This window comes from Methylosinus sp. KRF6 (assembly GCF_018887255.1).
In the GTDB taxonomy this organism is placed as follows: domain Bacteria; phylum Pseudomonadota; class Alphaproteobacteria; order Rhizobiales; family Beijerinckiaceae; genus Methylosinus; species Methylosinus sporium.
In genome coordinates, this window is the sequence record NZ_JAHLJF010000001.1 from 1,339,554 (window position 1) to 1,359,685 (window position 20,132).

The following is a 20,132-nucleotide window of genomic DNA, read 5'->3' on the forward strand; positions in this document are numbered from 1 at the left end:
CCCGTCCCGCCGCATTACCAACGTCTGGTTGCGCCGATAGCTGACATGCCCCGCGCCGCATCACCGATCCCGCCTTCGACCAAGGTGATCGCGCGCATCGTTGCCGACAACGGAAAATTTAGCCGAGCCCCGCCGATGATCGATCGCTGTTCCTGCGACGAATTCGTGCGTGACTCTCGCTGTCCCGATCTAACCGACCTCTCGGAGGAGCTTGCCGCCGCATCGGCCGGCGTCAGGAAAGCCGGCATGCTTTGCCGTGCTTTGACGGGATGAGCGCCCAACGAAAAGTTCACGATCTGTCCAAGTTAGCGTACAAAAAATAGTAATCCTTGCGCCGACCTTAATTAAGGTCGGTGCGACAGGCGGCGACTAAGGTCGGTGCGACAGGCGGCGACGATCTTGTTGCTTCGCCACCGCGCGGCTCAGCTCTCCGGCGAATCGTTGCGTGTCGAGACATCGGCGCTCGCGAATGTGAGCAGGAAGGTCGCTCCTCCTCCCGGCGTGCGTCCGACCTCGATGCGTCCGCCGAGCTTCCCCATGAGCTCCTTGGCGATCGCGAGGCCGAGGCCGGTTCCTGGAGTCCTGTCGGACTTGCGCCAGAAGGGCTCGAAAATCTGATCGCGATCGCTTTCGGCAATGCCATCGCCGTGGTCGATTACCTCGACTCGGCGTCCGGCCAGCACCCGAACGACCACGGCGCCGCCCTCGGGCTCCGCCCGCAGCGCATTATGTATGAGGTTGGCGAGAATGCTCTGCACTGCGAGGCGATCTCCGCATATCAGTGAACACCTCTCCATCGATTCGAATGCGACCTGCCGACCTGTCTTCACCGCGATCAGCGCATGATCGTCGACGATCGATTGCACGATCTCGGAAAGATCGATCGTCTCCTGCGTGCAGGCGACGCGCCGATCGAGGCGCACGGCGGCGAGCAGCTGCTCGACGATGTTGCGAATGCGCTCCGCGTCGCGGCGCAGCTTCGGAAGCAGGCTGGATTCGGCCGGATCGTCGAGGCGCTCCATCAGGATCGCGACGGGCGTGCGCAATTCATGCGCGGCGTTCGCGAGAAAGCGGCGCTGGCGCTCGGCGCTGTCGTCGAGCCGCGCGAGCGCTTTGTTGATCGAGGAGACGAGAGTCATCGCCTCCGCCGGCACACGCTCGAGAGACAGCCGCTGGTGGAGCGAATCGAGGTCGATGCGCTCCGCCTCGCGCGCGACGTCGTTGAGCGGCTTGAGGCTGCGCTTGAACGCGATCCAGCCGACGGCGACGGCGATCAGCGCCTCGAAGGCGAAATAGCGCAGGAAGGACATGAATTCGTAGCGGAGCGTATGAAACACATCCTCGAGTCGGAATTGATGGCCATAGGTGGCCAGAAGGAGCTTGCCATAGGGCGTGATCTCCATTGCGAGATGGCCGGTCGCGCTCTCGTCCGCTTCGTCGTCCAGCCTGAAGTGCATGTGGGACGCAGTGATATGGCGAAGCACCACGAGCTTTGCGACGAGCTCCGGAGACGAGCCCGTCAAGGGCGTCTTGGTCTTCGGATCGAAAGCCGCGACGCGCATCTGCGGCGCGCGCCGAAACTCCTCCACGAGATCCGCGGAAGGAGCGATCGACAGAGCGCCGTCGGGCGCGCGTATCAGCGATTCGGCGATCAGGTGATTGACGCGCGGAGCGGCGAGGCCGCTCCTGTTCTTGTTGAACAGCAGGCCGGACTCGTCGTCGACGAACAGCTCGATCGCCAAAGTGGTGAACACCGCGCCGAGAATCTGCGTCCCCAGCAGAAAGACCGCGAAGCGCAGAGCGATCGACGGCGCCTTGTTCACGAGGCGCGCTCGGTCAGTAGATAGCCTCTGCCGCGAACGAGGTGAATCTCGACGGTGGCCCCGACGTCGGCGAGGCGCTTGCGGACGCGCGAAACCAGCGTGTCGAGCGCGCCGGCGGACACATCGCGATCCAGCCCATAGACTTCATTGGTCAGCTCGGGCCGCGTCGCGACGCGGTTCGCGCGCTTCATCAGCGCTCCGAGCAGCGCCAGCTCGCGCTTGTGCAAATGGAACGGCGTCTCGCCGAGCGTCAGCTCGTGCGAATATTGATCATAGGCGAGGCGGCCGAGCCGGATCGGCGGCAGCGATCGAACGCCCGCGGAGCCGCGCAGCCGCGCGCGGACGCGCGCCAGAAATTCCGGACCGTTGAACGGCTTGGTGACATAGTCGTCGGCGCCGGCGTCGAGTCCGGCGACGCGCTCACGATAGGCGTCGAGGGCCGTGACCATCATCACCGACACTTCGGGGCGAATTCGGCGCAAGGCGGAGACATGCTCGGCGCCGTCGCCGTCGGGCAGCCGCCGATCGAGCAGCACGAGAGAATAGGGCGAAAGCCGCAGCGCCTCCATCGCCTCTCCGATCGACCCCGTCTGGTCGCAGGCGAAGCCCGCGCGATTCAACCGCCGCGACATGAGCAACGCCATGTCGGGCTCGTCTTCGACGATGAGGATCCGCATCCTGTTCCTTCCTCTGGGCGTTTCGACTCTGTCGAAATCGGAGTGGCGGGGAGAGGTTACGGGAACTCCGAGGGGGCTGAAAACTGTTGCAGAATTGCAACAGCCGGCGGCAATGACGAGTTTGTCCGTCCCGTAAGGACGGCGTAAGACGCGCGAGGCTACCCGGTCGGCGGAGCTCGTCGCCGGGAACGCCTTTGTTCTCGTTCAGGGACGAAGCGATGCGGTTCCCGGGGTTCTGATCTCGATGTTGCGCGGCGGCCTTCGACGACACGGACAACTGCGTCTCTCCGCTGCGGCGGTCCGTGCGCTCCTTGTGGGCGTCTTCGCGCTCCTCATCGCATGCCAGGGTCTGGCGACCGCCGTCTCGACGGGACGATTCTCGCATCACGAGCAGCCGAACCTTTCGTCTACCGCATCGTCTTTCTGCCTCCCCGCGTCCCATGAGCACAATGACGTCCCGCGGGGCAGCCCCTTCGCAACGAACTGCTGCCCCTATTGCGCGCCGGACGGCGTCGACGCAGCGCCCCCTCCCTACCGAGCCTCGCTCCGAGCCGCCGAGATCGGATCGGGCGCCGGCGCTGCGGCGGCCGGTCGCGGACGCTCGGACAATGCGCGCCCAGAAGGCTGGGCGAGCTCGTGGTCGGCGCAGGCGCCGCCGCTTTTCTCCTGATTTCGTCTGGCAGGCGGCGCGGCTCGCCGCCCTCTTCGAATTCATGAGCGGTTCGCCGCTTCAGGAGAAATGAACATGCACGTATTCAAAATTCTGCGCGGCGCGTCCGCCGGCGCTCTCGTGACGCTCGCCACTTCCTCGCTCGTCGATGCGCAGGAGGCGCTGCCGACGATCGACATCGGCGCGCAGCGCGGCGCCGCGACGAGGGGCGTCGCGGCCGCCGAGCGCGGCGGGCCGAAAGATCCCGAAGCCTATCGCAAGATCACGACCTCGACGGCGACCAAGACCGACACGCCGATCATGCAGACGCCGATCAGCATTCATGTCGTGCCGAGCCAGGTGCTGCGCGATCAGCAGGCGGTCACGATCGAGGACGCCGCGAAGAATGTGAGCAACGTCTATTCCCTGCCCTATGGCGGAATGCAGGGCGGCTGGCTCATTCGCGGCTTCCACACGTACTCTTTCTACCAGGACGGCGTGCGCGTGAACTCCTTCATCTCCCTCCCGCCGCGCGATCTCGTCGACGTGCAGCAGATCGAGGTGCTGAAGGGTCCGGCCTCGATCCTCTATGGCCGCTCGCAGCCGGCCGGCCTCGTCGAGGTCACGACCAAGATGCCGGAGGCCGAACGTCGCTATTCGGTCGAGCAGATTTTCGGCTCCTACGACACCTACATCACGCGCCTCAACGCCACTGGGCCGGTCACCGACGACAAATCGCTGCTCTATCGAATCGATGCCTCCTATCAGGATCGCGGCTCGTTTCGCGACGGCCTGTACGACCGGCATGTCTATCTCGCGCCCAAGCTGCTCTGGCAGCCGACCGCCGACACGTCGTTTTTGTTCTATTTCAATTACTATGGCGGACGCGACCCCATCGATGCGGGCATTCCGATCCTCGGCCGGACCGTCGCGCCCGTGCCGAGATCGGCCAATTACGCGTCCACGGACATGGCGTTGCAGTCGAAATCGGATGTTCGTTTCGGCTACGCCTTCACCCACCAGCTCGCCAGCGACTGGAAGATCGTCCAGCGCTTCGACATCAATGTCCGCGAGCTTCGCATGCCCTGGGTCGACATCTACAGCCCTTCGGCCGCGAGCTGCACGCTCGCCTCCTGCCCGGTCGGGCGCGACGTGATCGACTTTCAGGCGAAGGAGCAGACCTATTTCGCCAATCTGGAGCTGACCGGACGCTTCGACACATTCGGCCTCGGCCACCGGCTGCTGGTGGGCGCGGACGGCTATGTCGCCAATGATCAATATCACTATCCGGCCAATTTCGGCTCGACGCCTTCCGTGGAGCTGTTCAGTCCGGGCCGTCCCGTGGCTCTGCTGCCGCTCACGCGGGCTCCGGACTGGATCGAGAACGATCACTATCGGGAGAGCTGGTACGGCGTCTATGTGCAGGACCAGATCACCTTGCCCTACGACTTCCATCTGCTGGCCGGCTTCCGATACGACAACGCCCGCAACACCGACGTCTTCACCTATTATCTGCCGACCGCGCTGCCGGATCATTCGTCGGTCGGCGTCGACGCGGTGAAGCCGCGGGTCGGCGTCGTCTGGCAGCCGCTGCCGCAGATCAGCCTCTACGGCAATTATGTCGAGAACTTCGGCGCCTCCAATGGCGCGACGACGAATAATCAGCCCCTCCCGCCGGAAGAAGCGCGGCAGTGGGAAGGGGGCATCAAGCTCTCGCTCCTCGACGATCGGCTGACGGCGACCGCGGCCTATTTCGACATTCTGAAGACGAATGTGAGATCGCCGGCGACCGCGACCCGCTCCGATACGACCGGCGCGGTGAGGGGCACGGGCGCCGAGTTCGACATCCAGGGCCAGATCACGCCGGAATTCAAGGTGATCGGCGGCTACGCCTATACCGACTCCCGCATCGTCTCGGCGGTTCGCGGCGGCGGCGTGGGCAATCACTGGTACGGCGTGCCGCGGCACGCGGGAAGCCTCTGGGCGGTCTACGAGCCCCAGACCGAACTGCTGAAGGGCTTCGCCTTCGGCGCCGGCTTCATCGCCCGCGACCAGGTGGCCGGCAACCGGGCCAACAGCTTCACGCTTCCCGGCTACACCGTCGTCGATCTGATGTCGCGTTACAGCTTCGAATACGACCAGAAGAAATTCACGGTGCAGCTGAACGTCAATAATCTATTGGACCAGACCTATTACCTGACGCAGAGCTTCCAGGGCGTGATCCCGGGCACTCCCCGCACGTTCCGAGGCTCTCTGCGCATGGAGTTCTGAGCGTGGCTCGGCGGGGCGCGGATTGGGCGCTCCGCCGGCTTTTATTCCTGCTCGCCTCCCGTCAGTCGTGGGATATTCGCCGATGATCAGAGCATTCTGCGTCTTTCTTCATCGCTGGCTCGGGCTCGCGACGGCGGCCTTTCTGATCGTGGTCGGGCTCAGCGGAAGCATTCTGGCCTTTCTGCCGGAGCTCGATCGCTGGATCACGCCGCAGTTTCATCTCGGTTCGATCAGCGGCGCAGAGCTCGGAGCCGCCGAGCTCATTCGGCGCGCCGAGGCGCTCGCGCCCGGCGCTCGCGCGACCAGCGTCGAGCTAGGCAATGGCGACGCCGTGACGGTGCGAATGCAGCCTCGCCCCGATGCGGCCGGACCGGCGAGCTTCAATCAGCTGTTCCTGCATCCGATCACCGGAGAAGAGCTCGGCAGGCGCCTCGCAGGCCCATTGCCGGATCGTCTCGACGCGCTGCTTCCGTTCATCTACCGCTTGCATTACTCGCTGGCGCTGGGCTCGCTCGGCAGCTGGACGCTCGGCATTGTCGCGCTCTTGTGGACGTTCGACTGCTTCATCGCCTTTTTTCTGACGCTTCCCGCATCCGCATCGACCAGCTCCTCGCAAAAAGGCTGGCTGCGGCGATGGAAGCCGGCGTGGCTGATCAAATGGCGGGCGTCCTTCTATCGCGTCAATTTCGACATTCACCGCGCGACCGGGCTGTGGCTATGGGCCGCGCTGCTGATCTTCGCCTGGTCGAGCGTCTATATGGATCTGAACGGCGTCTATACGGCGGCGACGCGCACGCTGTTCGCGCTCGAGCAATCCTATTGGTTCCGCGTGAACGATTCTGCGAGCGTTGGCGAGCCGATGGATTGGGTGGCGGCGCAGACTGTCGCAGAGCGGATCGCCGCCGATGCGGTAACGGATCATGGATTTGCGATCGATAGAGTCATCTATTTCGGCCTCGATCGCGACAATCATCTCTTCGAATATCGCGTTCATTCCTCGCGCGATATCGGCGAGAAGTCAGGCCAGACATTTTTCTGGTTCGACGCGAGCACCGGCGCATTGCTCTCGATGATTTTGCCGACCGGTCATCGCGTCGGCAACACGCTGACCACCTGGCTCGTCGAGCTGCACGAGGCCAACGTCTTCGGCCTTCCCTATAAAATTTTCGTCTGCGTCCTCGGCCTCGCCATCGCGGCGCTCTCCGTTACCGGGGTCTACATGTGGTGGAAGAAAAGGCAGGCGCGGCGCATTCGTAAGGCGCGTGGCGCGCCGGCTGGCGCGGCGCCGGAAGCGACGGACGTCGAGTGACGGCTCGCATTCGGCACCTCGTCGGTCCGAGACCGTCTGCGAAAATGAACCGCGGAAGTTCTTGTCGGCATCGATCGATATAAATCAATTGGGAAACGAACATTATGTTTCACCGAGCAACTTCTCCCAACATCGATCGGATCGACGCTGTGCGCGCTGGCGACACGCGGTGCCTGCTCGACGCGCTTCGACGATGCCTGCCTCTCGTCGCGCATCCGAGAAGCCGCTCGCTCGCCGCCTCGACAGGAGCGGCCCGACACGGGCATGATGACCGATGTCTTCGACGCCGGCGAGAGCTACGGCCTCATGTGCCAGATCGAGGTTGGCGACGACCTCGACACGGCGATCTTCGTCACGCCCATATCCGAGGTCGCTCTCGACCGCCGGCATCCGATGGCGCGCACCGTCGCCGATTATTGCCGCCGCCGCGCACGCACGCGTAACGCCGTTTCGGCATAGCGAACCCCGACCGTCGGGGCGTAAAACTCGTCACGAGAACCTCAGCCAGGCTATGAGATATCCGGCGCGGCGAACGTCGGCGAATTCCAAGGCAAGCGGTCCTCGGGTCATGCGGGTCGAACGGCTGGTTATGGCGCATCCTCGCCATAGACCCCCTATAGCCAGCGACTTGCCGGGATCGCCAACGAAAAACCGCAGTGACCAAATACCAAGCTCGGGCGGCCCTGGTCCGCCCCCTACCTGCGGGTTAGAAATTCACCAGCCACACTGCGATTCGGTTTGCCCTGCGGGCGACGCGATTTGTTTTCGAGGGAACGGCGAAAGCCGGATGGGATTTTGGACGCAGCTGTTTCCAGGAGCACGGTGACGCGTGACGACCTCGCGCACGCCATTTACGCCCGCATCCCCGGCCTCTCCCGTGCGGACGCAAAAGCCCTGCTCGATTGCTCGCTCGAGGAAATGCTGTCCGCCCTGACCAGCGGAGAAGACGTTAAGCTCCGCGGCTTCGGCACTTTTCGTATCCGCTCCAAAAACGCTCGCCCGGGCCGCAATCCCAAAACCGGCGCCGCCGCTTTCATCTCGTCGCGTCGGGTCGTCGTGTTCAAAGCGGCGCCACATCTCAAATCGGCAGTGGCGGCGTCGAGAGCATCCCCGGTCGCCGGCGACTCTCCGTAGAGCGGTCGCCGGCGCCGCGCGGTGTGAGCGCCCATGACCGCTGATGTCGCGAACCGCGCGCCGCCAGCGCCGGACGCCACCGCGAATCTTTCGGCGGCGATCGTTTTCATTCGCGCGGACTCCGGCGACCCTTTGCGCTCTTAGCGGAGGCGCAATCATGTCCAAGGAATTGAAAGAAGGGCTCGCTCGCGTCGAGCAGGAATCCCACCAAATCGTCGAAGCGGTCGGCCTGCAGAACGAGCAGATCCGCATCACCATCGCCCGCCTCGACGAGATCATCGCCCTGCTCACACCCAAGGACGACGCCGGCGAGCCGACGCTGAGCGATTTGCTTGCCCATCTGATCGCGCAGAACCGCGAGCAGCTCATCCTCTCGCGGAAGACCTTCGAGCTCCTCGTCGACATGCAGCAAAGCCTCCCGGACAAGACCGTCGAAGCCCTCGAAAAGCGCTTCTCTTCCCTCGCGAAGGCCTGATCGATGATCACCTTCCGCAAGTTCGCGGCCGCCTCCGAAGGCAAGCTCGTCCGCATGTATTTCACCGAGGCGAGGCTCGGCCCGCCGCCGGCCGAGCAGGCGGCCGAGGCCCTCGGCCGGCAGCAGCTGGAGCCGGGATCGCGCCTCACCAGCTACTACACCGGCCGCGACGCCGGGCCGGCCTGGCGATCGGATATGCCGCTCTCCGTCGCCCGCGCGCTCGGCATTAATTCTCACCATGCGCCCAAGGACGAAGAGCTCGATCGGCTCTTCGAGGGCAAGCGCGCCGACACGGGAAAGGCTTGGTCCAAGCACAAGAGAGAGATCAGCGGTTACGACTTCACCTTCTCGCCGCACAAATCCGTGACGCTCGCCGCGGAATTCGCGCAGGATCCAGCGGAGGCCGCCGCCATCCGCAACGCCATCCATCGCGCCAATGACGCGGCGATGCGCTATGTCGCCCGGGAGATCGGCTGGGCGCGGCGCGGGCGCGCGGGAGAGAACGGGGCCGATCCCGGCGCTGTCGGCTGGGTCAGCTTCCGACATTACATCGCCCGTCCGACCCTGCCGGTCCAAGACGGCCGCGAGGGCGCGACTTACCTCCTCGAAGCGCCGATCGCCGGCGATCCCCACGATCACATCCACAATGCGCTGTTCAATCTGGTCGTCACCGGCGAAGGCCATATCGGCTCGCTCGACACCCAGCGCCTTCACGCCCGGGTCCATGAGTTCGGCGCCTTCGCCCAGGCCGTCTTGGCTGACGAGCTGCGCGCGCTCGGCATCCGCGTCGCCTATGACGAGAAGGAGCAAGCCGCCGTCATCCTCGCCATCCCGCAATTCGCCAATGAGGCCTTCAGCAAGAGCACCCATCAGGTCCTGCGCAACGCGAAGGCCTTCGCGGCGGGCCAAGGGCTCGATTGGGACGACATCTCCGCGGAAAAGAAAGCCGAAATCCTCCGCGAAGCGGCCGCAGCCGCGCGCCTCGCCAAGCATGGCGAAAAGACCGATCATAAAATCTGGCGCGACCAGGCCGAGGCGATGGGCTGGGAACACTCGACCGTCATGGAGGACGTGAAGATCGCCGCGCTGTCGAACGAGGAGCGTTTCGAGCGGGCCTACGCCTTCGCGGCGAAACATCTCGCCGAGGAATTCCATACGGCCGCCGTCATCGACCATGATCGTCTTCGCATCCACGCCGCGCGTGGCTTGATCGGCGTCGGCGTCGCCGGCGGCGTCAAGGATATCGACCGGGTCGTCGAGCTGATCGAGCGCAAGGGCGTCGATCTTCACGGCGAGCACGTCGATCTGGTCGCCGCCTGGGCGAAGCGCGAAAATCCCGAGGACGAGCCGCGGCAGGTGCTCCGCGTCACCAATTCCGCGCAGATCCGCGTCGAGGAGAGCCTTCGCGACCATGCCGCGCGCGCCGCGCTCGACACGTCCGGCGCGCTGGCGGCCGGCGACATCCGCCGCGCTATTGAGGCTTCGGGGCTCGACTTCGACAGCGAGCCGGAGCATGGCGCCGCGCAAAAGGCCGCGATCTATGCGCTCGGCCAGGGCGGCGCGCTGTCGCTCCTCACTGGCGTCGCCGGCGCGGGCAAATCCACGCTGCTGCGGCCTCTCGTCGCCGCCTGGAAGGCCGACACGCGTTTCGACGCCTCGGGCCGCGAGCTCGTCGGCGTCTCGACCGCATGGCGGCAGGCCGACGCGCTGCAGGACGCCGGCATCGATCGGACCCGGGCGCTCGAGCCATTCCTCAAATCCGTCGAGGCCGGCGAGTTCGTACCGACCCGCAACACGATCCTGGTCATCGACGAGATCAGCCAGATCGCGCCGCGGCCGATGCTGCGGCTGCTCGAGCTGCAGGCCGAGAGCGGCATGACCATCAAGGCGCTGGGCGACCGCGAGCAGGCGCAGGCGATCGAGGCCGGCGATACGATCGAAATCCTGCGTCGCGCCCTGCCGAAATCGGCGCAACCCGAGCTTCTCACCGCCGTCCGTCAGGTCGATCGACGCGACCGCCAGATCGCCGGCATGTTCCGCGACTCCGAGGCCGAGACCGCCCTCGCGATGAAGCGCGCCGAGGGAACGGCCATGCTGGTCGGCGGCGATTTCGACCAGGTCGCCGCGAAGATCGCCGATTTTTATGTCAGACGGCGCGACATTCTCGACGCCGCCGGCTCGAAGCGCGGGATCACGATTTCCGCGCCGACCAATGAGGACGCGGCCGCGATCAGCATGGCGATCCGGACGCGGCTCAAAGCGCGCGGCGAGATCGGCGCTGACGAGGCTGTTCACAAGGCGATTGCGCCGCGCGGCGCGAAGGAGCCGCACGCCTTCGACCTGCCGATCGCCACCGGCGACCACCTTCGCCTCTACCGCTACACATGGGCGAAGATCGACGGCAAGGAAGGCCCGATCGGCTATAACGGCCATGTCGTGAAGGTCATGGGCAAGACCGTCGGCGGCCTCCTCCTGCAAAACGCCAAAGGCCAGATCGGCGAGGTCGAATGGCGCCGCCTGACCGATCCCGTCACCAAGCGACTGATGCTCGGCTTCGGCCATGCGCTGACGATCGACGCCGCGCAAGGCGTCACCTCGGACGAACATATCGATGCCCTGCCGCGCGGCAGCGCGGGCATCACGGCCTTCAAGGCCTATGTCGCCGAGAGCCGCGCCAGGGGAACGACCTGGACGATGATTTCCGAGGCGGCCGTCCAGGAGGCCGAGAGACGAAGCCGCGCGCTCGGCGACGCCAAGCCGATCGAGGCGGAAGATCTCTGGAAGCGGATCGCCGCCGATATGGCCGCCAAGCCCTATAAATCTCTCGCTCTCGACCTCGTCGAGGCCTGCAAACGCACGCGAGAGCGGTCGATCGACTCCTTCATCGAACAAGGCCGCACGTTTCACCGGCGGGCCGCCGACGCCATGGATCCCGGTCGAAAGGCGCGAGAGCGCGTGCGCTCGAAGATCGCTGCGGAAGAGGTCGCGCCCCACATCGCCGATCTCGCCGCCGGCGTCGAGGGAAACGCCGCGCTATTGCGTGAGGCGAAAGAGAACATCGGATCCCGCCTCGACAAGCAGCAGCCAGGGCCTGCCTCTCCGGCTCCAGCTGTAGAACGCCCCTCTCCGTCGCCGTTTCGATGAAGCTGTGCCTATCGGCTTGATCGGGCGCCCCGACATATAGAGAGCTGATTACGGCCCCAACTCCGGGTTTTTGGCCGGACGTGACCCTAATGACACCATCGCAGCAATCGGGCTCACCAAAAGCGAGGCTTATGCATAGCAAACGAAACCGGATCATTGATAAACGGCATTTGCGGTGCTGCCAGGGGCTGAATGGGCCAGTCAGCCCAGACCCGCTTCAGGTCGCCCAGAGACGAACCCTCGGCGCGCCCTCAGTCTGATCCTCCTTCGACTGCGGGTCTGCGTCGCTGAGAAAGGTATTTTCGGCGTACGCCAACTGCCTCCTTCTCCGGTCGCGAACGCCGTTGACGCTAGATTTGAACACCTGAAACGACTACGTTGGTGCTGGCGACAGCCCGCTGGCTGGCGGTGCTCGGGAGCGGCGTTATTCGTTGCGCCTGCAGTAAGAATGCCACCGGAGCGCAATGGATCAATTCGCTCCTGACGCGCCGTCCGGCGCGTCCTGTCTCAGTCGCGCTCGCCAACAAGACCGCGTGGACCGCGCAAAGGCTGTACTGGTCGCAGCCAGTTGCAAAAAGGCACGATCATGCCCCGAGAAGACCGCCAATTGCCGCCCCGGGAAACAATGGAATATGACGTCGTCATCGTCGGCGCAGGTCCCGCCGGCCTCGCCGCCGCAATTCGCTTGAGGCAGGTTTCGCCGGACGCTTCCGTCGTCGTCATCGAAAAGGGTTCGGAAGCCGGCGCGCATATTCTTTCCGGCGCGGTGATCGATCCCATCGGCCTCGACCGGCTCCTACCCGGTTGGCGGCAGAATGATGATCGGCCACTTAAGACGCAGGTGCACGAAGACAATTTCTTCCTGTTCAGCGAAAACGGTGGCTTTCGTATCCCCAATTTCCTGATGCCGAAGCTCATGAGTAACCAGGGCAATTTCATTGGTTCACTTGCCAATGTCGTGCGTTTTCTTGCGTCCGAAGCTGAGGCTTTGGGCGTGGAAATCTATCCCGGCGTTGCCGGCTCCGAACTGCTTTACGGCGACAAGGGCGAAGTGCTTGGCGTCGCCACGGGCGACATGGGCGTCGGGCGCGACGGCAAGCCCAAGGACAGGTTCACGCGCGGCATAGAACTGCACGGCAAGTACACGCTGTTCGCCGAAGGCGCGCGCGGCTCGCTCTCCAAACAGGTCATCGCCAAATACGATCTCGCGAAAGACAGCGAGCCGCAGAAATTCGGCATCGGCTTCAAAGAGCTATGGCGCATCAAGAAGGAGAAGCACAAGGCGGGGCTGGTGCAGCACAGTTTTGGCTGGCCGCTCGCCGCTGATACCGGCGGGGGATCCTTCATCTACCATTTCGATGAGGACCTTGTGTCCCTCGGATTCGTCGTGCATCTGAATTACTCCAACCCAACGCTCTCGCCCTTCGACGAATTTCAGCGCTTCAAAACGCATCCGCTAATTGCGCCGACGCTCGAAGATGGACAGTGTTCCTGCTATGGTGCGCGCGCTCTCACCGAAGGCGGCTGGCAAAGCGTGCCGAAGCTCGTCTTCCCCGGCGGCGCGCTTATCGGCTGCGCGGCCGGTTTCATGAATGTCCCGCGCATAAAGGGATCGCACAACGCGATGCTTTCCGGAATTCTCGCCGCCGAACATGTCGCTAAGGCGCTGGCCGAGAGTCGCGCACATGATGAAGTCTCCGCTTATGACGCGGCGTGGCGCGCCTCCGACATCGGCCGCGATTTGAAACCCGTACGCAACGTCAAGCCGTTGTGGTCGAAATATGGGACTTATCTCGGCGCGTCGCTCGGCGGTCTCGATATGTGGACAAATGAATTGTTTGGCCTCTCCTTCTTCGGCACGCTGAAACAGGGTAAGCCTGATCACGCCTGTCTGACGCCTTTATCGGAAGTGACGCCGATCGCCTATCCCAAGCTTTCAAGCAAGCTCGTGTTTGACAAGCTTTCTTCGGTGTTCGTGTCGAACACCAATCATGAGGAAGATCAGCCCGTGCATCTGCGGCTTGCAGATCCCAATGTTCCGGTACGCGACAATCTCCCGCGTTATGGCGAGCCGGCTCCGCTCAACTGCCCGGCGGCCGTGTATGAAGTCGTTTATGGCGACGAAGCGACGAAAAGCGATCCGCGTTTCGTCATCAACGCGCAGAACTGTGTTCACTGCAAGACATGTGACATTAAAGACCCGGCGCAAAACATCACCTGGGTTCCACCGGAAGGCGGCGGCGGTCCGAACTATCCGAATATGTGAAGACAAGCTCCTTCTCCCCGTGAACAACGCGCTATTGCTCCCCGCCGACGGCGCGTCGGCGCGCGCGAGCCGATTTTTGCCAATCCATCGCCTAGCACAGTCGCGATTCCTGCACGCGATCGCCAGCTTTGCAATGCTTTGAGCACTCGCGTGAATCCAGAGATTCGCCTTGATACGTGACGATCCCGACGCGCCTGAGGGTGCCTGATATCATTGGGCTGCCTACACACTCCTGTCGATTGAACCGGTCTTGTCGAAGGCGCAGGGCAACCGAAAACCCATGCCTATTTCAAATAGGCAATTAACGATTCCAGACGCCTTGGACGTTGCGGGCCATGTCCCCCGATCGACAAGGAGCTCATCATTACCATTTTTGCCTGCTCGCACTTTCACGCGCAGACCCTCCATTTCGAACCCATCCTTCTTACGAAGAAGTTGAACAAGAGGTGCGCAAATTCGCATGCAGGAGGCGACTTTTGTCGGCATCTATCGGCGGTGACAAGGAAACGTCTTCAAACCCGCGACAAAATGTTTCGATTCCTGTCGTGGAATCAGTTTCGGCGCCGAGCAACATCGTCAGGCGCGATCTGGGTACGGACTTCAAGATCAATCGAGGCGCCGCGATCGATATTGGCCGACCTTGCGATCGTGATCCAGATAGGCGGGGACGACTCCCGCAATTGGCTGCGGCACGATTCCCAACCCTTCCAGCGTCGCTCCGCTCACTTTCGCTTCATCCGAAACGACGTTATCGCGACGGAGCAATTCAACCTGATCGGTCGTCATGGACAGCAATTTCGGAAACAGCCCAAAGGACAGCTTGCCTGCAATTTGTGTGGTGCTCGCCATGAGCTTTCCCGTCTCGAACGACAGCGAAGCCAAATACCGGCGGCGGTGCGTGACCTGACAGACATACTGAACGAGTTCACGAAAGGTCTTCACCTCTGGTCCACCCAGCTCGTAAGTTGTTCCAGGCGTCGCCTTGCCGTCGACGGCGAGAGCCACCGCCTGTGCGATGTCATCCACGAATACCGGTTGGAATCGCGTGCTTGCGCCGACGAGCGGTAGAATTGGCATGAGTCGGGCCATCGCGGCGAACCGGTTGAAGAAATCATCCTCTGGGCCAAACACGATCGACGGACGAAAAATGACGGCGTGGGGCGCGAGTTCGTGCACCGCGGCCTCGCCCTCGGCCTTGCTGCGGGCGTAAGCGGAAGGAGAGTCCTTACGTGCGCCGATCGCCGATATGTGAACGAAACGCGTGATGCCGGCTTGTTTAACCGCTTCGGCTACCGCGCGCGCTCCCTGCGACTGAATACCGGCAAACGTCTGATCGTCACTTTCGATTAGGATGCCGACGAGATTGACTGCAGCGTCCACGCCTTCTAGCGCGGCCGCGATCGACTGCGGATAGCGCAAATTAGCCTGAACCACATCAATCTGCTCCGGCTCGCCGAATGACCGCAGATCGAAGGCGCGATCAGGGCGTCGGCACGCCACACGGACGCGCCACCCATTACGCGCTAGCGCGCGGACAACATGTCGCCCGATAAAGCCGGATCCGCCAAATACTGTCACCAGTCCTTTTCGCGTTTGATTATCGTTCACCACGGCCTCACGGCGTTTTGGCGGAATCAACCGTCAGGCGAGAACAGAAGTTGCCGCCCTCTCGATCGCCTCTACCGGCGCCGCTCCCGTTTGTCGCATTCGCGACGCCGCAATGATGTCAGATAGGGGAGCAATTGCGCATGTCTCGTGCGCAGAGCCGCTAAAAGCGTGCATTGCGAAATCCGCCGACAGGGGAGAACGCGCAATGAACTCACAAACCTTTATGCGTTCTGATTTCGTGCAGCGGCCAACATCGTCTCCGACGGCGCGCATTCAATAATGCCGTTGTCGCTTTCCCGGAAGCGTTATCAACGACGGCCAGTTGCCCAATGAGCATAACTGGTTTGAACGCCACCGCCGCAGTCGAAGCTTTGCAAAGGAAGCTTCCATAGTGTACCCGAAGCGAAACTGGGACTCCTCGAACCTTGCTCACATTCTAGATTCTGGGCTTGTGCAACGCGGCCGGCAATTTCCGATCACCGAAATCGATTGACAGATCGCTGGAGGAGCTTGCCGGCGCTCGTCGAATCGGGATCTCCCTTCTGCGCCGCTTATGCACGCAGGTTCGCCGCGCCGTCGTTCGCAACATTCGGTTGCCGCGACCTCGACGTTTACGAAGAGCCGCTGCTTGGTCGGGAGCTCCTGCTATGACGCTCGTCGGGCGCGCCGGTCAGACCGGCGTCGACGCATCGCCCGCGAAGACAAACATCGGCCAGCGCCGTCGCGTTTTTCTCGAACTCGCGAGAGACATCATTGGTCAAAGCGCTTACTTGCGCTTACTGAATCGACAATCGACGCTGTTGCGTTCGCGCAGTTAAGGGCGGCACGACAGCGTGACTACCGAACGCCATCGAGGCCGCTGTCAAAAGCGGTCTGCGAAAGACCGATGCAAACATCACGGCGCTCGCATGCCTCGGGATATTTGAAGAGGAACAGACGCAGCACCAGCAATGTGTCTGCCGCGCAACTTGTCGCCCCGAGATCGAGATATCCTCGGAGATCGGAAACAATCATATCCCGAACCCCGCCCGGGCTTTTGTCCAAGTTAAGAATGTACGTCAGGAGAAGGGCATCGTGTTTACGGCATTTTCTCGCGCCCACAATCAATTCATCTCGCACGAGCTTGGCGCAGATCGCGCATTCGGTAGGAGCGATCATCTTCTCCTCTGGGAATCAGACACAGCCACGAAAGAGATGGGATGGCCTCCGACCCAACGCCGCAAGTGGGGCTATTTCGTAGCCTGCTTACGACAGCGCACTGAAGAGCGGAACGTTCACTGCAGCTTCCAACGATTGTCGGAATGATCGCGCGCGTTTTGCTTCCCGCGTCCGCCACTTGCTTATTTCGCGTCATTACAAGCTGAAGCGGAAAAAGCCCGGAAGGCGCCGGGCTGAAGTCCAAAGGGAGGTACAAAGACGGCGGCCCTGGGAAACCCGCCGTCATCCCGTCAAACTAGCGGAGCGCTCACACTTGCAAGCTGTGGAATACCGAAGTCCGACCCGCGCAGCTCGAAGGCGCGAAAATATGAGCATCGGCATTCAGTAATTTTTCGCCTTGGAAGCGAAAGGACGAATCGGCGAAAAGCCGTGTCGCGCCGCGCGTTACCAAGCTGTTCGGTTCTAAAGTGACCAGCTGAAATTCGAGACGATCGCTGCGTCAACAGAAAGCTGGGCGTAGCTCGACAGGGGAGGACTGTCCGAGCGCGTTGCTGCCCCACGCCCGCGGGCGTATAAACCGCCGGGACTCAACTCGCTTCTGGATGAAACGTCGGGCGCAGGTCAGCCGGAATTGAAATTGTGAATACTGCGCCCTGGCCGAGCTGGGAGCGAGCTTTAATTTGCCATCCGTGCCTCTCGCAGATTAATTTACAGATGGCCAAGCCAATGCCCGTGCCCGGATACTGTGAAGTGTGTAATCTCTTCAGAGGCTCGAAGATCGTTTCAGCGTATGCCGGTTCAAAGCCGATGCCATTGTCCCGAATGGAAAGTGTTATCCCTCCATCGTGTGTCGCAGACGCCGATATAATGATTTCGAGCTTTCGTTCCTTCGAGGAGTATTTTATCGAGTTCGACAGGACGTTGCACAAAAGACGCATGAACTGCGCCTTATCCGCTCTGATTTCGAGAAGCGGTTGGATTTCCAATTTGACGCTTGCGTCATTTTCCTTAATGCTCTCAGAAAAATCCTCGAGAACGGATGTGACCTGCTCGCCGAGATTCAAGTTCTGGAGTTTGAGGTCTGCGCTCACGTGTCTGGAATAGGACAACAAATCGTCGATCAATTCCCTCGCGCGGAGGCCCGACGCATCAACAACCTCGGCCGCGTGTCTCGCGCCGTCCAGGTTCCGCTCGTCGAGCGCCGTCTGGATAACGTTTGCGAATGTCGCGATCTTCCGAAGCGGTTCTTGCAAATCATGTGAAGCAACGTAAGCGAAACGCGCTAAACGATAGTTCGCTTGTTCCAATTCCTCGGTTCTTTTCTTTGAGGCGATCTCCGCCTCACGACGTGCCGTGATATCGACGATCGTGGCAAGGACGATTAATCCAATCTCGGTTCGAATCGGCACGAGGCCGATCTCTACGGGGAATTCGCTGCCATTGCGACGAGTGGCCTTGAGATCGCGTCCGGCGCCCATAGGCCTCTTGCTCGGATTGGCAAGAAACCCCTTCCGCAAAGAAGCATGTTCATTGCGAATCGACTCGGGAGCCAGAATATCCACTGGCTTCCCAATCAATTCTGATCTGTCATAGCCGAACATGCGCTCGGACTCCGTATTGGCGAATTGAATGGTTCCATTCTCATCGACCATTACCATGGCCACGGGCGCAGCCTCTACCGCGAGCCGCTCGACCGCCAGGCGGATCAAAGATATCGTTTCGAGCATCTGCGCCTCGATACACGGCTGACCTTCAGGTCATGTAAGCGCAAATTCGGAAAAGATAAGAGAGACCCGACGGCTCATTGCATAACAAGACCGAGAATACCGGGTGGGGCAGCTATGCGTGGGCTCGGGTGTCAGCGGGCATGGTCCCGAAGCCGTCCGGCTTCCAAATCAACTGAAACTCTTCGCTCCACGAGAACTGAAATCGAGTGTGCGATGGCGTGACGGCTCGAATGAGCGTCACTGATGCGGCGGAATTTTCAAGGCTGCCTCGAGGGTGACAATAAGCGGGACAATCGCGGTCTTTTCTCGCTCGATTTCATTAGCGACGATCGCGCCGTTGCTCCGTTCGAGCTTTTGGATTACCTCCAGGCGACGCTCGAGTATCTCGAGAAGCAACTCCGCTCGCGAGCGTTCGAGCTCGATCTTGACGATTTTTGACATGGTCGTGATCGCGATTTGAGGAAGCTGAGGAGAGAATGTGCAGGCCACGCGCCTGCGAGCGAGTCATCATGGACGCATACATCGTCTTCTCGGAAGCCGCCCGTTCCCGATGATGCTGAAATATAAACGGAGCCCGCCGTCCTTCAAGTCGGGGCGAAGAGAGTCTTCGTGTCGTCGCTCGGCATACCATACGCTCACGCATGCGTTCTCACCGAGAGCCGATTTCGAACTATTCGTGCATTGGCGCGCCATCGAGGCGTGTTTATTGCAATGAAACCGGACCCCATCGATACGCTGGAAGGCGCCATCCGCCACGCGGCAGGAAATGCGAAAAAGGCCTCGGCGGGTCGCTACTCGACGCTCTCATGCTGCGCGTCGAGCCAACCGAGAATTTGTGGCCAGATCTGCGCATGGGCCTTCGGTCCAGCGAGCAGTGCGAGATGTTGCAGGCCCACGCCCCTTTCACCGGGATATTCGATGATGCGCCGCTCCGCGGACACCATCGCGTTCAGGAATGGCGCGACGCAGCCGAGCGGCGCGACGTCATCAGCGGCGTTGACGACCGCAAGCGTAGGAATTTCGACGCTCTTCGGACCAACCGTTTGGCCGCCGATCTCGAGCGCCCCGCGACAAAAACGGTCTTCCCGATATAGGAGCTGGACGATCTCCGCGACGAGCTTCGCCGGAAGCGGCGATTCGTCGAGCATCCAACGCTCGACACGTCCCTCGATCTCGAGCGAAGCGGGGTCGAAAGCGCACAGAGCCGCATCTGCGAGCTTGTCCCATACGAAAGCCTGGGGACACGCCATAGCGCTCACTTGCGAGAGAAAGGAGCCTGGGGCCGTACCGGATTCGGACATGACTTGCGGAAACAACGTCACGAGCGAGTCTCGGAAGCGACTCGATCCGACTTCGAAGCACAGCGGAGCCGACAAGAGCACGAGGCTTCGAACTTTTCCCTCGAGAGCGCAGTAGATCACCGCGAACGTTCCCCCCAGCGAATGACCGAAGAGCGACGGATCGTCCAAGGTGCGTTCCCGAACTTTAGCGACGCATCGAGAGACGGCTTCGCCTGCATAATCTAGTATGCCGAGTGGAGGACAATCGTCGGAGGCCGGCGTCCACTCGACGAGGTAAACCTCGTAGCCGCGATCGAGGCACTCGCGCACGGCGCTCGCCGAAGGCCACAGGTCCCAAACATAGGGCCGCTTGATCGGCGCGGGGACGATGAGCACAGCGGCATCGCAGTCGATGGAGGCGTATTTGCGCAGCCGCCAATGACGGCCCTCGAGCACCACGCGATAGGTGCATTCGTCGGGGCCAAACCCGCACAGTTCGAGGAATCGGCCGATGGCGCGACGCTGCTCGTCCATCATCGCGAAATGCGTGCTGGAAGGCGAGAAAATGAGTGTCGATAAAGGAAGCTCCACCGCCTGGCTCCGTTTCAGTT

General features: G+C 62.0%; 16 protein-coding genes. 9 read left to right on the forward strand and 7 right to left on the reverse strand.

What is annotated here, in order from left to right; all coding sequences use genetic code 11:
* Positions 1–45 precede the first annotated feature (45 nt).
* Entirely contained in the window at positions 46–273 is a 228-nt protein-coding gene (locus KP010_RS06460; protein WP_216280630.1) for a hypothetical protein, read from the forward strand.
* Positions 274–422: 149 nt separating this feature from the next.
* Here the strand turns inward: KP010_RS06460 and KP010_RS23245 are convergent, their stop codons facing one another.
* Positions 423–1,823, reverse strand: a complete 1,401-nt coding sequence (locus KP010_RS23245) for a HAMP domain-containing sensor histidine kinase (protein WP_216280631.1) — start codon at positions 1,821–1,823, stop codon at positions 423–425.
* Complete coding sequence (locus KP010_RS06470; protein WP_216280632.1) at positions 1,820–2,500, reverse strand: response regulator transcription factor; 681 nt, start codon at positions 2,498–2,500, stop codon at positions 1,820–1,822. The genes KP010_RS23245 and KP010_RS06470 overlap by 4 nt, the downstream gene beginning before the upstream one ends.
* A 745-nt stretch (positions 2,501–3,245) precedes the next feature.
* Between KP010_RS06470 and KP010_RS06475 the strand changes: the two genes are divergently transcribed.
* The 7 genes from KP010_RS06475 to KP010_RS06505 all read left to right on the forward strand — a co-directional run bounded on the left by KP010_RS06475 (position 3,246) and on the right by KP010_RS06505 (position 13,748).
* Positions 3,246–5,420, forward strand: coding sequence for a TonB-dependent siderophore receptor (locus KP010_RS06475; protein WP_253203573.1), 2,175 nt, complete (start codon positions 3,246–3,248; stop codon positions 5,418–5,420).
* 82 nt (positions 5,421–5,502) lie between these two features.
* The gene (locus KP010_RS06480; protein ID WP_216280634.1) at positions 5,503–6,729 is read left to right on the forward strand and encodes a PepSY domain-containing protein; all 1,227 of its coding nucleotides are present in this window, start codon (positions 5,503–5,505) and stop codon (positions 6,727–6,729) included.
* 264 nt (positions 6,730–6,993) lie between these two features.
* On the forward strand, positions 6,994–7,188 hold the full coding sequence (locus KP010_RS06485) for a hypothetical protein (RefSeq protein WP_216280635.1): 195 nt from the start codon (positions 6,994–6,996) through the stop codon (positions 7,186–7,188).
* A gap of 336 nt (positions 7,189–7,524) precedes the next feature.
* The gene (locus KP010_RS06490; protein ID WP_216280636.1) at positions 7,525–7,863 is read left to right on the forward strand and encodes an integration host factor subunit alpha; all 339 of its coding nucleotides are present in this window, start codon (positions 7,525–7,527) and stop codon (positions 7,861–7,863) included.
* A gap of 157 nt (positions 7,864–8,020) precedes the next feature.
* Entirely contained in the window at positions 8,021–8,338 is a 318-nt protein-coding gene (locus KP010_RS06495) for a hypothetical protein (RefSeq protein WP_216280637.1), read from the forward strand.
* A 3-nt stretch (positions 8,339–8,341) separates the two neighbouring features.
* Entirely contained in the window at positions 8,342–11,482 is a 3,141-nt protein-coding gene (gene mobF / locus KP010_RS06500; protein WP_216280638.1) for a MobF family relaxase, read from the forward strand.
* Positions 11,483–12,107: 625 nt separating this feature from the next.
* The gene (locus KP010_RS06505; protein WP_216280639.1) at positions 12,108–13,748 is read left to right on the forward strand and encodes an electron transfer flavoprotein-ubiquinone oxidoreductase; all 1,641 of its coding nucleotides are present in this window, start codon (positions 12,108–12,110) and stop codon (positions 13,746–13,748) included.
* Between the two features lie 606 nt (positions 13,749–14,354).
* Here the strand turns inward: KP010_RS06505 and KP010_RS06510 are convergent.
* Entirely contained in the window at positions 14,355–15,359 is a 1,005-nt protein-coding gene (locus KP010_RS06510; protein WP_371824197.1) for a complex I NDUFA9 subunit family protein, read from the reverse strand.
* 644 nt (positions 15,360–16,003) lie between these two features.
* On the opposite strand from KP010_RS06510, the gene KP010_RS06515 reads away from it, so the two are divergent.
* Entirely contained in the window at positions 16,004–16,174 is a 171-nt protein-coding gene (locus KP010_RS06515; RefSeq protein ID WP_216280641.1) for a hypothetical protein, read from the forward strand.
* A 19-nt stretch (positions 16,175–16,193) separates the two neighbouring features.
* On the opposite strand, the gene KP010_RS06520 is transcribed toward KP010_RS06515, so the two are convergent.
* The 4 genes from KP010_RS06520 to KP010_RS06535 form a co-directional block, all read right to left on the reverse strand.
* Positions 16,194–16,514, reverse strand: a complete 321-nt coding sequence (locus KP010_RS06520; protein WP_216280642.1) for a hypothetical protein — start codon at positions 16,512–16,514, stop codon at positions 16,194–16,196.
* Positions 16,515–17,101: 587 nt separating this feature from the next.
* Positions 17,102–18,241 carry a PAS domain S-box protein gene (locus KP010_RS06525; protein ID WP_216280643.1) on the reverse strand — a complete coding sequence of 380 codons (1,140 nt, stop codon included), beginning with the start codon at positions 18,239–18,241 and terminating at the stop codon, positions 17,102–17,104.
* A gap of 237 nt (positions 18,242–18,478) precedes the next feature.
* Positions 18,479–18,682, reverse strand: coding sequence for a hypothetical protein (locus KP010_RS06530; RefSeq protein WP_216280644.1), 204 nt, complete (start codon positions 18,680–18,682; stop codon positions 18,479–18,481).
* Between the two features lie 350 nt (positions 18,683–19,032).
* Positions 19,033–20,112, reverse strand: a complete 1,080-nt coding sequence (locus KP010_RS06535; protein ID WP_216280645.1) for an alpha/beta fold hydrolase — start codon at positions 20,110–20,112, stop codon at positions 19,033–19,035.
* Between the last annotated feature and the right edge of the window lie 20 nt (positions 20,113–20,132).